This window comes from Agrobacterium sp. M50-1, from assembly GCF_049843495.1.
Classification (GTDB): domain Bacteria; phylum Pseudomonadota; class Alphaproteobacteria; order Rhizobiales; family Rhizobiaceae; genus Agrobacterium; species Agrobacterium radiobacter.
The window spans coordinates 446,038-458,789 of sequence record NZ_JBBHZH010000002.1; the positions used below are offsets into that span (position 1 = coordinate 446,038).

The 12,752-nt window shown below is 60.1% G+C and carries 10 protein-coding genes; 3 read left to right on the forward strand and 7 right to left on the reverse strand.

Annotated elements, in window-relative coordinates; translation table 11 throughout:
- Both WDZ78_RS06290 and uvrA read right to left on the reverse strand, forming a co-directional pair.
- On the reverse strand, positions 1–801 hold the full coding sequence (locus WDZ78_RS06290) for a DUF72 domain-containing protein (protein WP_425672578.1): 801 nt from the start codon (positions 799–801) through the stop codon (positions 1–3).
- A 56-nt stretch (positions 802–857) separates the two neighbouring features.
- The gene (uvrA, locus tag WDZ78_RS06295; RefSeq protein ID WP_425672579.1) at positions 858–3,779 is read right to left on the reverse strand and encodes an excinuclease ABC subunit UvrA; all 2,922 of its coding nucleotides are present in this window, start codon (positions 3,777–3,779) and stop codon (positions 858–860) included.
- 263 nt (positions 3,780–4,042) lie between these two features.
- Here uvrA and WDZ78_RS06300 point away from each other — a divergent pair, with 263 nt between their 5' ends.
- Positions 4,043–4,621 carry a single-stranded DNA-binding protein gene (locus tag WDZ78_RS06300; RefSeq protein ID WP_020012527.1) on the forward strand — a complete coding sequence of 193 codons (579 nt, stop codon included), beginning with the start codon at positions 4,043–4,045 and terminating at the stop codon, positions 4,619–4,621.
- Between the two features lie 33 nt (positions 4,622–4,654).
- Entirely contained in the window at positions 4,655–4,918 is a 264-nt protein-coding gene (locus WDZ78_RS06305) for a hypothetical protein (RefSeq protein ID WP_020012526.1), read from the forward strand.
- A 54-nt stretch (positions 4,919–4,972) separates the two neighbouring features.
- Here WDZ78_RS06305 and WDZ78_RS06310 read toward each other — a convergent pair whose 3' ends face one another.
- Together WDZ78_RS06310 and WDZ78_RS06315 are read right to left on the reverse strand one after the other, a co-directional pair.
- Positions 4,973–6,121 (reverse strand): HPP family protein, encoded by a 1,149-nt coding sequence (locus tag WDZ78_RS06310; protein WP_020012525.1) that lies wholly within the window; start codon positions 6,119–6,121, stop codon positions 4,973–4,975.
- Between the two features lie 130 nt (positions 6,122–6,251).
- Complete coding sequence (locus WDZ78_RS06315; RefSeq protein ID WP_425672580.1) at positions 6,252–6,881, reverse strand: MarC family protein; 630 nt, start codon at positions 6,879–6,881, stop codon at positions 6,252–6,254.
- Positions 6,882–7,098: 217 nt separating this feature from the next.
- Here WDZ78_RS06315 and gyrA point away from each other — a divergent pair, with 217 nt between their 5' ends.
- Positions 7,099–9,891: a DNA gyrase subunit A gene (gene gyrA / locus WDZ78_RS06320; RefSeq protein ID WP_425672581.1), complete on the forward strand. Its 2,793-nt coding sequence runs from the start codon at positions 7,099–7,101 to the stop codon at positions 9,889–9,891.
- A gap of 95 nt (positions 9,892–9,986) precedes the next feature.
- On the opposite strand, the gene WDZ78_RS06325 is transcribed toward gyrA, so the two are convergent.
- The 3 genes from WDZ78_RS06325 to WDZ78_RS06335 form a co-directional block, all read right to left on the reverse strand.
- The gene (locus WDZ78_RS06325; RefSeq protein ID WP_020012522.1) at positions 9,987–10,247 is read right to left on the reverse strand and encodes a hypothetical protein; all 261 of its coding nucleotides are present in this window, start codon (positions 10,245–10,247) and stop codon (positions 9,987–9,989) included.
- Positions 10,248–10,330: 83 nt separating this feature from the next.
- Positions 10,331–11,749 (reverse strand): D-alanyl-D-alanine carboxypeptidase family protein, encoded by a 1,419-nt coding sequence (locus WDZ78_RS06330; RefSeq protein ID WP_020012521.1) that lies wholly within the window; start codon positions 11,747–11,749, stop codon positions 10,331–10,333.
- Positions 11,750–11,962: 213 nt separating this feature from the next.
- Positions 11,963–12,682 carry a hypothetical protein gene (locus WDZ78_RS06335; RefSeq protein WP_425672582.1) on the reverse strand — a complete coding sequence of 240 codons (720 nt, stop codon included), beginning with the start codon at positions 12,680–12,682 and terminating at the stop codon, positions 11,963–11,965.
- Between the last annotated feature and the right edge of the window lie 70 nt (positions 12,683–12,752).

A 12,752-nucleotide genomic window follows, 5' to 3' on the forward strand; every position in this document is an offset into this window, starting at 1 on the left:
TCAGACCGCCTTTTGCAGTTCCTGCGCCCCATTGGGCGCATTGACCTTGCCGCCGGTGATGAAGAAAGCGAAGACGTCGCGCGCTGTCTTTTCGACTTTTCGCTCCGGCGCAATCAAAGGCAGATCGTCCGGCACGCCACCCTTGGCATAGGTCTTTACCCGCTCGGCCCAGTGGACGATCTCTTTTTCCGGATAACAGGTCTTGATGTCGTCCTCGCCCTTCTGCAGGCGGCAATAGACGAAGTCGGCCGTCACGTCAGGCAGCATCGGATAGTCATGATGATCGGCGCAGACGACAGCGACCTTGTGTCTGGCGAGAAGATCGATGAATTCCGGAACCTGAAATGTCGGGTTGCGTACCTCGACGACATGGCGAAGACGGATGCCGTCCTGCTTCTCGGGCAGGAGCGCCAGAAATGCACCGAAATCATCCGCATCGAATTTTTTTGTCGGCGCGAATTGCCAGAGGATCGGGCCGAGGTGGGACCCAAGTTCCGTCAGTCCCTGCGTCAGGAACTTCGTCATCGATTCACCGGCCTCGGCCAGAACCCTGCGGTTGGTGACGAAGCGGCTTGCCTTTAGCGAGAAGATGAAGTCCTCCGGCACGTCTGCCGCCCATTTGGCGAAGGTCTCCGGCTTCTGGCTGCTGTAATAGGTGCCGTTCACCTCAATGGCCGTGAGCTGCCGGCTGGCGTGCTCCAGCTGGCGCTTCTTCGGCAATTTTTCGGGATAAAACGTGCCTTCCCAGGGCTCGAAGGTCCAACCGCCGATACCGGTGCGGATCGTGCCTGATGTCGACATGTGTTATTCCTCCTCCGGCCTTCGGCCTTTCTTACCCTTGCGACGAAAGCTGCGGATTACTCCGCAGCCTCCCGTTTTCCGGCTGGCCGGCGCTCCAGAAGCTCCTTCAGGAAATGTCCGGTATAGGAACGCTCAACCTTCACGATGTCCTCCGGCGTGCCGGTCGCTACCACTTCGCCGCCGCCCGTGCCGCCTTCAGGCCCGATATCGATGATCCAGTCGGCCGTCTTGATGACTTCGAGATTGTGCTCGATCACCACGACCGAATTACCCTGTTCCACCAGCGCATGCAGCATTTCCAGGAGCTTGTTGACATCGTGGAAATGCAGGCCGGTCGTCGGCTCGTCGAGAATGTAGAGCGTGCGACCGGTGGAGCGCTTGGACAGTTCCTTGGCGAGCTTGACGCGCTGCGCTTCGCCACCGGAGAGGGTATTGGCCTGCTGGCCGACCTTGATATAACCGAGCCCGACATCGAAGAGCGATTGCAGCTTGTCGCGCACAGCCGGCACGGCGGCGAAGAATTCCACACCTTCCTCCACCGTCATATCCAGCACATCGGCGATGGATTTGCCCTTGAAGGTAACGTCCAGCGTTTCGCGATTATAACGCTTGCCGTGGCAGACATCGCAGGTGACGTAAACGTCAGGCAGGAAGTGCATCTCGATCTTGATGACGCCATCGCCCTGGCAGGCCTCGCAGCGGCCGCCCTTGACGTTGAAGGAGAAACGGCCCGGCGCGTAACCGCGCGCCTTGGCTTCCGGCAGACCGGCGAACCAGTCGCGGATCGGCGTGAACGCGCCGGTATAGGTGGCCGGGTTGGAACGCGGTGTGCGGCCAATCGGCGACTGGTCGATATCGATCACCTTGTCGATGAATTCGAAACCATCGATGCGGTCGTGCTCGGCCGGGATTTCGCGCGCACCCATCACCCGGCGCGCCGCCGATTTATAAAGCGTCTCGATCAGGAATGTGGATTTGCCGCCGCCTGAAACGCCGGTTACGGCAGTGAAAACACCGAGCGGCACAGCTGCCGTGACATTCTTCAGGTTGTTGCCGCGCGCGCCAAACACCTTGATCTCGCGGCCCTTCTTGGGCTTGCGACGCTCAACAGGCACGGCGACGCCGAGTTCACCCGAAAGATATTTACCGGTCAGCGATTTCGGATTGGCCATCACCTCCTGCGGTGATCCTTCGGCAATCACCTGACCGCCATGAATGCCGGCGGCCGGGCCGATATCGACGACATAATCGGCCGTCAGAATGGCGTCTTCGTCATGTTCGACCACGATGACGGTATTGCCGATATCGCGCAGATGTTTCAGCGTATCGAGCAGGCGGGCGTTGTCGCGCTGGTGCAGGCCGATTGACGGCTCGTCGAGAACATAGAGAACGCCTGTCAGGCCCGAGCCGATCTGCGAGGCCAGACGGATACGCTGGCTTTCACCGCCGGAAAGCGTGCCGGAATTGCGCGACAGGCTGAGATAATCCAGTCCGACATCATTGAGGAAGCGCAGGCGCTCGCGGATTTCCTTGAGGATGCGGACTGCGATTTCGTTCTGCTTGGCGTTGAGGTTTTCCGGCAGCACTTCAAACCAGTCGCGCGCCGTGCGGATCGACATTTCGGTGACTTCACCGATGTGAAGCTTGTTGATCTTGACGGCGAGCGCTTCCGGTTTCAGGCGATAACCGGCGCAGGCCGGGCAGGGGGCTGCCGACATGTAACGTTCGATTTCCTCGCGCGCCCAGGCGCTGTCCGTCTCTTTCCAGCGACGTTCCAGATTGGGCACGATGCCTTCGAAATTCTTCACCGTCTTGTAGGAGCGGGCGCCGTCCTGATAGTTGAATTCGATCTTTTCCTCGGTGCCCTGCAGGATGGCGTGCTGTGCGTCCTTCGAAAGATCGGACCACTTGCTGGAGAGCTTGAAGCCGAAGGCCTTGCCGAGCGCTTCCAGCGTCTGGTTATAATAGGGCGAGGAGGATTTGGCCCAGGGCGCAATCGCGCCGTCGCGCAGCGTGCGGGCGGGCTCCGGCACAATGAGGTTTTCATCCACCTTCTGCTGCGAGCCGAGACCGTCACAGCTCGGGCAGGCGCCGAAGGGGTTGTTGAAGGAGAAAAGCCGCGGCTCGATTTCCGGAATGGTGAAGCCGGAAACGGGGCAGGCGAATTTTTCCGAAAACAGCACCCGCTCATGGGTCTCGTTGAGCGACTTGTTGGCGGAGCCGCCGGCGGCGGTTTCTTCCGGTGGCAAAGGCTTGTCGGCAAATTCCGCAATCGCCAGCCCGTCGGCGAGCTTGAGGCAGGTCTCGAGACTGTCGGCAAGACGTGCTGCCATATCCGGGCGTACGACGGCGCGGTCGACCACCACGTCGATGTCGTGCTTGTATTTCTTGTCCAGGGCGGGCACGTCGGCGATTTCGTAGAACTGGCCATCCACCTTGACGCGCTGGAAGCCCTTCTTCATCAGATCGGCGAGTTCCTTTTTATATTCGCCTTTGCGGCCGCGCACTATCGGCGCAAGAATATAAAGACGCGTGCCTTCCTCGAAAGCGAGAATACGGTCGACCATCTGGCTGACCGTCTGGCTTTCGATCGGCAGGCCGGTGGCTGGAGAATAGGGGACACCGACACGCGCAAACAAAAGGCGCATATAGTCGTAGATCTCGGTGACCGTGCCCACCGTGGAGCGCGGGTTGCGCGAGGTGGTCTTCTGCTCGATGGAGATTGCCGGCGACAGGCCGTCGATCTGATCGACATCCGGCTTCTGCATCATCTCCAGGAACTGGCGCGCATAGGCAGAGAGGCTCTCGACATAACGGCGCTGGCCCTCGGCATAGATCGTATCGAAGGCAAGCGAGGACTTGCCCGAGCCGGAAAGGCCGGTCATGACGATCAGCTTGTTGCGCGGCAAATCCAGATCGATGCCCTTGAGGTTATGCTCGCGGGCGCCACGGATGGAAATCGTCTTCAGTTCACTCATGACATGGCTCGGACAAAAATAACAGGCTTGATGGCAGCGCGTCTTATGTAGTGACGCAGCCGGGTGTGTCGAGGTCTATTCCCTATCGGTCGCAGCTTTTCGGAAAGCTTGACTCGAAATCTGCGATTTAATAGAACAAAAAAGGAACGAAATGCAAGCGCGAATGTCCGCTCCCGCAGCTTAAGATTATTCTTTGTGGATAGTTCCATGCTTGCGGTGCCCTTTGCGGGCGGCGGCGGCTATTGTGTGGCGAATTTTTTGAAATGCAATTGCCGGTCATGATGGCCGGCGGACAGGATGACGAGATGGCTGGTAGCGTAAACAAGGTAATTCTGATCGGGAACGTGGGCGCTGATCCCGAAATCCGCCGGACGCAGGATGGCCGCCCCATCGCCAACCTGCGCATCGCCACCTCGGAGACCTGGCGTGACCGCAACAGCGGCGAGCGCAAGGAAAAGACCGAATGGCACACCGTCGTGGTATTCAACGAAGGCCTGTGCAAGGTCGTCGAGCAATATGTCAAGAAGGGCGCCAAGCTCTACATCGAAGGCCAGCTGCAGACCCGCAAATGGCAGGACCAGACCGGTAACGACCGTTACTCCACCGAAATCGTGCTGCAGGGCTTTAATTCCACGCTGACCATGCTTGACGGTCGCGGCGAGGGCGGCGGCCGTAGCGGCGGCGGTGATTTCGGCGGCGGCAACGATTATGGCAGCGGCGGCGGCTCCGGCTATGGCGGCGGTTACGACCAGCAGCCCTCGTCGCGTGGCGGTGCTTCCCGCGGCGGCAGCCAGCCCTCCGGCGGCTTCTCCAACGACATGGACGACGATATCCCGTTCTGATCGGGCGGTGGATGAAGAAACCTGCGACAGGAGGTGAGCTTGACTGACGAAACCGTGCAGCCGAAACAGCCCGCCACCTGGCGCATTATTCTCGCTTTTTTCCTCGATTTCTGGACGGCGTTTTTCGCCGCCGGATTTCTGGTCGCAACGGTCGCAGGCGGGCGAACGCCTGAAGGTTTTGCCCTCAACGGCGCGCCCGCCTTTATCGCCTTTGCGCTGATCATCGCCTATTTTGTCGTGCTCGGGCGGTTCTTCGGCGGCACGCTGTGGCAGCGCCTCCTGAAAGCGAAACGCTGACGTCAGGCTTTGTCGGTTCCTCCTGGGAGGAGGATACTTCCACGTCGCGGCAGGCTATGCCGCGACCTTGTCCGCCAGCATCGCGACCATGACATCGGATTGCGACACGATGCCCACCATCTTGCCCCTGGCATCGATCACCGGCAGATAATGCAGCCCTTCCTCCGCAAAGCGGATGATGGCTTCCTCTATCGGGGTTTCCGGCCGCACGGTTTTCACCGGTGATGTCATGATGTCCTTGACCGTATCATTGGGTGCGCTTGCGCCTGAGAGGATGAGGCGCAGCCGCTGCAGGAAACCGATGGAGGGACGACCGTTTCTCCAGCTCGCCTTTTCCAGAAAATCCGTCTGGGTGACGATGCCGACGATTTCGGCCCTGTCATTGGTGACGGGCAAAGCCTTGAAATGATGGCTGTGCATCAGCGCATGGGCGTGTCGCAGGCTGTCGTCAGGAGCAACACCGACCACATCCCGCGACATGACGCTTTCGCAATCGAGATGCAGCGCGCGACGCCGGTAGGAGCGCAGCTCGGTCCTGCGCAGGATGGTTTCCAGCGCATCGCGGTCGATATCGATGAACTCGTCATATTCCTTCAGCACTTCGTCGAGATCGGTGGAGGAAAAGCCGATTTTCTGGATGGGTGTCGGATCCGTGGTGCCGTGGGCGGCCTTGCCGAGCTTCAGGCCGTGCGGATAGGCGCGGCCGGTGGCATTGTTATAGGCGAGGGCCAAAGCAAGAAGGATCAGCGAATTTCCGGCGACCGGCCACAGCAGGAAACCGTAACCGAGGCTGTGCACGGCGGGGCCGCCGAGGACGGCGGTCAGTGCGACAGCACCGCTTGGCGGGTGCAGGCAGCGCAGCGCCATCATGGCGGCGATGGCGAGGCTTATGGCGAGTGCGCTGGCGAGGAATAAATCCGGAACCAGCAGAGCCACGGTCACCCCGACGAAAGCCGAAACGAGGTTGCCGCAGAGGATCGACCAGGGCTGCGCCAGCGGGCTGGAGGGCACGGCAAACAGAAGCACGGCCGAAGCGCCCATCGGCGCTATCATTGCTGGCAGGGTGGGATCGAAACGGAGAGCGAGACTCCCCAGAAGGCCGGTCAGCAGGATGCCGACAAAGGCGCCGGTTGCGGAGCGCAGCCTTTCCCTGTGACTGACGGGAGCGGCATCCGGGATGAGGCGGCGCAGCGTGGATCGCATGGAGATAACTTTCGAATCCGGAAAACATGCGTCTTTTAGCCGAGACGGGGCTCGGATTTAAAGGGAGGATTTTCCGCAATTTCGGCCGGTCGCGGGATTTTGTTGCGCGAGCATCAAGATGGGCGGCGGCTCAGAAGCCGAAGGCAGACTTTATTCCATCGACCACGAATTGCACGGAAAGGGCGGCGAGCAGGACGCCGAGCAACCTTGTCAGGATGGCGCGGCCGGTATTGCCGAGGAAGCGGTCCATGCGCTCAGACACGATCAAGACGGCATAGACGAGCGCCATGGCGAAAGCCAGGATGAGAATGAGCACGACCATTTCGAGTGTCGTCTTCATCGTGCCGGCCAGAAGCACCGTGGCGGAAATCGCGCCCGGTCCCGCAATCAGCGGCAGGGCGAGCGGAAAGACCGCCAGATTGTGCAGATGGTCCTTGGTGATGGCGATCTCGGAGGTCTTTTCCTTGCGTTCCTGGCGTTTCTCGAAAATCATCTCGAAGGAAATCCAGAACAGCAGCAGTCCGCCGGCGATGCGGAAGGCGCCGAGCGAAATGCCGAGCAGGTTGAGGATGGTGAGCCCGAACAGGGCGAAGACGGCTAGAATGCCGAAGGCGATCAGCGAGCCGCGTAGCGCCACCTGACTGCGCTGGGCGCGGTTCATGCCGGCGGTGAGCGCCAGGAAGACGGGGGCGAGACCCGGAGGATCGAGTGTGACCAGAAGTGTGGTAAGCGCGTTGATGAGCGTTTCGCTGCTGGCCATTTTTTCCCCGCTTATTGCCTTTTTGCGCGTGAGACTACGCAAGTCGCAATCGCTTTAAAAGGGAGTGGCGACGCTTTTGCTGACCTAAATGGCGAAAAGCGGTGTATGTCTTGCAAATGACGCAAAAGACTGTTCAAAACTCGCCGGGAAATTGGCTTAACGTGGCTGTTTCCGCTATAAAAATCCATCCGATTCTTAACAGAGAATGTGATCCGTTTTGACTGACCAGAGCCCCCCCGGCGGCGGAAAACTTCCGCCAGGCATTGAACCGATTTCCATCATGGAGGAAATGCAGCGGTCGTATCTCGATTACGCCATGAGCGTTATCGTTTCCCGCGCGCTTCCCGATGTGCGAGACGGCCTGAAGCCGGTTCATCGCCGTATTCTTTACGGCATGTCCGAACTCGGCATCGACTGGAACAAGAAATACGTCAAATGCGCCCGCGTTACCGGTGACGTGATGGGTAAATTCCATCCGCACGGCAATTCGGCGATTTATGACGCGCTGGCGCGTATGGCGCAGGACTGGTCGCTCCGTCTGCCGCTGATCGACGGGCAGGGCAATTTCGGCTCCATCGACGGCGATCCGCCGGCGGCCGAACGTTATACCGAATGCCGTCTGGAAAAGGCCGCCCATTCGCTGCTCGACGATCTCGACAAGGAAACGGTCGATTTCCGCGACAACTATGACGGCACATTGCAGGAACCGGTCGTCATTCCGGCCAAGTTCCCGAACCTTCTGGTCAACGGGGCAGGCGGCATCGCCGTCGGCATGGCCACCAATATTCCGCCGCACAATCTGTCCGAAGTCATCGACGGCTGTATTGCGCTGATCGAAAATCCGGCGATCGAGCTGCCCGAACTGATGCAGATCATTCCCGGCCCGGATTTCCCGACCGGCGCTCTGATCATGGGCCGTTCCGGCATCCGCTCGGCTTACGAGACGGGCCGCGGTTCGGTCATCATGCGCGGCCGCGCCACCATCGAGCCGATGCGTGGCGACCGCGAGCAGATCATCATCACCGAGGTTCCCTATCAGGTGAACAAGTCGTCGATGATCGAGAAGATGGCCGAACTGGTCAAGGAAAAGCGCATCGAGGGCATTTCCGACCTGCGTGATGAATCCGACCGTCAGGGTTACCGCGTCGTCATCGAGCTGAAGCGCGACGCCAACGCCGATGTCATCCTGAACCAGCTTTATCGCTACACGCCGCTGCAGACCTCCTTCGGCTGCAACATGGTGGCGCTGAACGGCGGCAAGCCGGAGCAGATGACGCTGCTCGACATGCTGCGCGCTTTCGTCTCCTTCCGCGAGGAAGTCGTCAGCCGCCGCACGAAGTACCTGCTGCGCAAGGCGCGCGAGCGTGCGCATGTGTTGGTCGGTCTGGCGATTTCCGTCGCCAATATCGATGAGGTCATCCGCGTCATCCGTCATGCTCCGGATCCGGCTTCGGCCCGCGAGGAACTGATGACCCGGCGCTGGCCGGCGCAGGAAGTGGAGAGCCTGATCCGTCTGATCGATGATCCGCGTCATCGCATCAATGAAGACGGCACCTACAATCTCTCCGAAGAGCAGGCGCGCGCCATTCTCGAATTGCGCCTTGCCCGCCTCACCGCACTTGGTCGCGATGAAATTGGCGACGAGCTGAACAAGATCGGCGCGGAAATCAGCGAATATCTTGAGATTCTGTCGTCACGCCTGCGCATCATGCAGATCGTCACGGAAGAGCTCGTCGCCATCCGCAACGAGTTTGGTACGCCGCGCCGTTCCGAAATCGTCGAGGGCGGCCCCGACATGGACGATGAGGACCTCATCGCCCGTGAGGATATGGTCGTCACCGTTTCGCATCTCGGCTACATCAAGCGCGTGCCGCTGACCACCTACCGGGCGCAGCGTCGCGGCGGCAAGGGGCGTTCCGGCATGGCGACGCGCGACGAGGATTTCGTCAACCGGCTCTTCGTTGCCAATACGCATACGCCGGTGCTGTTCTTCTCCTCGCGCGGCATCGTGTACAAGGAAAAGGTCTGGCGTCTGCCGATCGGCACGCCGCAGTCCAAGGGCAAGGCTCTCATCAACATGCTGCCGCTGGAGCCCGGCGAGCGCATCACCACCATCATGCCGCTGCCCGAGGACGAGACGACCTGGGAAACGCTCGATGTGATGTTCTCGACGACACGCGGCACGGTTCGCCGCAACAAGCTCGGCGATTTCGTGCAGGTCAACCGCAATGGCAAGATCGCCATGAAGCTGGATGAGGAGGGTGATGAAATCCTCTCCGTCGAAACCTGTACTGACCGCGACGACGTGCTGCTGACGACCGCGCTCGGCCAGTGCATCCGCTTCCCCGTGGATGATGTGCGCGTCTTTGCCGGCCGCAATTCCGTCGGCGTGCGCGGCATCAACATGGCCGACGGCGACCGCATCATCTCCATGACCATTGTCGGCCATGTGGAAGCGGAGCCGTGGGAGCGTGCAGCCTATCTGAAGCGCTCGGCTACTGAACGGCGTGCCGCGGGCGTTGATGAGGACGATATCGCGCTTGTTGGCGAGGAAGTGACGGAAGAGGGTGAACTGAGCGAAGAGCGTTATCAGGAACTGAAGGCACGCGAAGAATTCGTGCTGACAGTTTCCGTAAGGGGCTTCGGCAAGCGCTCCTCCTCCTATGACTTCCGCACCTCGGGTCGTGGCGGCAAGGGCATCCGCGCCACCGATACCTCCAAGACGACGGAAATCGGCGAACTGGTTGCGGCCTTCCCGGTCGAAGACAACGACCAGATCATGCTCGTTTCCGATGGTGGTCAGCTCATCCGCGTGCCGGTCAACGGCATCCGCATCGCCAGCCGCGCCACCAAGGGCGTAACGATCTTCTCTACCGCAAAGGATGAGAAGGTGGTTTCCGTAGAGCGCATCAACGAGCCGGAAGGCGAAGACGAAGCAGAAAACGGTAATGGCGAAGATGCCGCCGACGATCTGCCGGATACGCCGGAGGCGCCGGAGAACGAGGCGTAAGCCGCCTCGTCATCTTCGGTTACCAATCAGGAAAACCCCGCGGCGCTCAGGCTCCGCGGGGTTTTTCTTTGTGTCGTATCAGCTGCGTCTGATTTTCAGCGAATCCGAATATGGACCGGAGCGCGACCCGAGCGGCTCGCGACATGAAGGTGGATGTTTGCTTCGGGTTGATTGGAGCGCCAGGCGCGGGCGCCATGCGACAGAAGCAGCGCCACGAGATCGCGCGTTTTTGCCTTGGAGCGGTTGAGACCGAGATCGGCGATACGCATTGCCGCCTCGTGAATGGGATGCAGAACCGACAGGCCGCCATGCCCATTGCCAGACGCAATGTCCGAATAATTCTCGTTAACTGCCATCTTGGAAAGCCTCGCTACTCATTACACAATTCGAGGAGACAGGCGATGTTTCGACAATGAAGCATCGCCTGCGGAAACATCAGTTACTGGAGTGACGCCCAGCAGCTGACGCCTTTCTTTTTCAGTGCATTACATGCATTCACCGCGGCGTTCTGGCCATCAAAGCCGCCGAAACGGGCGCGGTAGATCTGGGAGCCGTCCTTACTGAAGGCGACCGTGAAGGGTTTTGCGGAGCGCAACGCCGCGCCGCCTTTTTCCTGCGCATTCTGCAACAGGCCGCGCGCGGAATTCTCGTCCGGCGATGCGCCGATCTGGATGACCCAGCCGCCCTGCGGAGCCTCGGACCGGGCCGAAACAGAAGGGGCGGAGGCGACAGACGCCGTGGTGGAGGCGGTGACGATATTGTCCACCTTGGTCGAATTGGTGATCAACTTGCGGTCGGGTGCAGCGGGTGCCTGATTGATTGGATCCTTGCCCTTCTGCCAGGTGGCCGCTTCCATGGCCTTGACGGCTGCATTGGAAGAGGAGCCTGCGAAGGCGGTAACCGGGGCTTCTTCGTAACGGGTCTGCGGCACCGGACCGGAATTGGGCAGGCCGGCTGCGGTTGCTGCAACTGCCACGGAAGGAACAGCAGCGGCTACGGCGACGGGTTCTTCCACAGGCGCTGAGCGGGTCTGCGCGATCAGGTTGCTGTTGCCGCCGCGCGATGCCTGCGGCAGATAGGTTGCGACAAGCTTGCGCATGGTTGCGTCACGGGCAGCACTCGAACGGCCGCCGAGAACGACAGCGACGATTGAGCGGCCGTCGATCTGCGCCGACGTGGCAAGGTTGCTGCCGGCTGCGCGGGTGTAACCCGTCTTGATGCCATCCACGCCCTTTACGGTTCCGACGAGGCGGTTATGGTTGCCGATAACCTGCTTGCCGAAATTGAAGGTGCGGGTGGAAAAATAGCCGTAATATTGCGGAAAATGCTGGCGAAGCGCCACGCCGAGGCGGGCCTGATCGCGCGCCGTCGTCATCTGCGCCGTGTTGGGCAGGCCGTTGGCGTTGCGATAGGTCGTGCGGGTCATGCCGAGTGCACGGGCCTTGGCGGTCATCATTCTGGCGAAGCGGTCTTCCGAGCCGCCGATATATTCGCCGAGCGCGGTCGCCATGTCATTTGCAGAACGGGTGACGAGTGCAAGGATGGCCTGCTCCACGGTGATGCTGCCGCCGGCGCGCACGCCCAGCTTGGACGGCGGCTCCTTGGCTGCATTGGCCGAGACCGGCACCTTGGAATCAAGCGAGATACGTCCGGTATTGAGTGCTTCGAACGTCAGGTAAAGCGTCATCATCTTCGTCAGCGAAGCTGGATAACGCAGGCCGTCCGGATCCTCACCATAGAGGACCTTGCCGGTCTTGGCGTCGATGACGATACCCGCATATTTCGGGTCGGCCTTTGCGGTCTGAACGGATGTTGCGGTTATGAACGCCGCAGCAAGGGTTAACGCAATAAACCTCACGAAAGACGTTGCACCCGCTTTGTGCGAATGTGCTCCAGATAGACTTTTCAACACTGCTGAACTCTTCAATCGCATATTTATGTTCCGCTCGGACACGCCCCGCCCGATGCTCCGAGACGAAACTTTATCGGGATGGCGTTACCAAGTGGTTTATGAAAGGTATCCGCCTTCCATAAAATGCGACTTTTCGCACCCAATCTGTGCCGTGCCGTGTCACGGATTTCCGTCTTTTACGAGGCGGCGCTCGATATAGTTTTTCACATCCGCATCCAGCTTTTGCCATTGCGGCAGCAGGGCTGATGAGAAACGGTAGAACAGGCTGAGATCCTGTCCGGCGTGAATATCCCTCTGGCAATCGCTGCCGGTGGCCTCCTGCGGCGGTTGCGGCAGGAGGCAGCGCACCACATAGGTATTGTCGCCATCACGCTCGCCGGTCAATATGACTTCCTTGCCGTAACCGGAATCGGCGCGCAGACGGTGCAGCACGAGGCCGTGTTTCAGCGGCACCGACTCTCCTTCTGTCAGCCGTGAATAAATCGGGCCGAAACGACCGGACATATCCTCCGACATGGTGCTTTGCGAAAGCTGGATGAAAATCAGCCCCGTCGCTTGCACCGGATCGTCGAAGACGGCGCGATTCGCCTCCTCATAACCCCGGAGGTCAGGCCAGCTTAAATAGAGGTCGACGCGTTCGCGCTCTGCGCCGTGTCGCTCAGAAGGCGACCGCAGGGTGTTTTTCGCAAGCTTCAGCCGGTCGTTGCCGATGACGATCTCCACCTCCTCGGTGGCCGTCGTATGGCCAGCCCGAAGAATCCGCTCGCCGTACCACTTGATGCCGACATTGAGGACGCCGAGAAAGATGAGAAGAATTCCGGCAATGAGGGCGGCGCGGAGCATGAGTGACGAAGAAAGCAGGGGTTTCTGGTCTTTCATAGACTTCCATATCGGTTGGCCGCCGGACGATTTTCCGGAACGGGAAATAGCCGTGCAAAGCTTTAACCTG

What these genes read in the sequence shown, in the direction of transcription:
- WDZ78_RS06325 (WP_020012522.1), bottom strand. Translation starts at nt 10,247, where the DNA reads ATGGCAGTTAACGAGAATTATTCGGACATTGCGTCTGGCAATGGGCAT.
- WDZ78_RS06310 (WP_020012525.1), bottom strand. Translation starts at nt 6,121, where the DNA reads ATGCGATCCACGCTGCGCCGCCTCATCCCGGATGCCGCTCCCGTCAGT.
- uvrA (WP_425672579.1), bottom strand. Translation starts at nt 3,779, where the DNA reads ATGAGTGAACTGAAGACGATTTCCATCCGTGGCGCCCGCGAGCATAAC.
- WDZ78_RS06290 (WP_425672578.1), bottom strand. Translation starts at nt 801, where the DNA reads ATGTCGACATCAGGCACGATCCGCACCGGTATCGGCGGTTGGACCTTC.
- WDZ78_RS06300 (WP_020012527.1), top strand. Translation starts at nt 4,043, where the DNA reads ATGCAATTGCCGGTCATGATGGCCGGCGGACAGGATGACGAGATGGCT.
- WDZ78_RS06315 (WP_425672580.1), bottom strand. Translation starts at nt 6,881, where the DNA reads ATGGCCAGCAGCGAAACGCTCATCAACGCGCTTACCACACTTCTGGTC.
- WDZ78_RS06335 (WP_425672582.1), bottom strand. Translation starts at nt 12,682, where the DNA reads ATGAAAGACCAGAAACCCCTGCTTTCTTCGTCACTCATGCTCCGCGCC.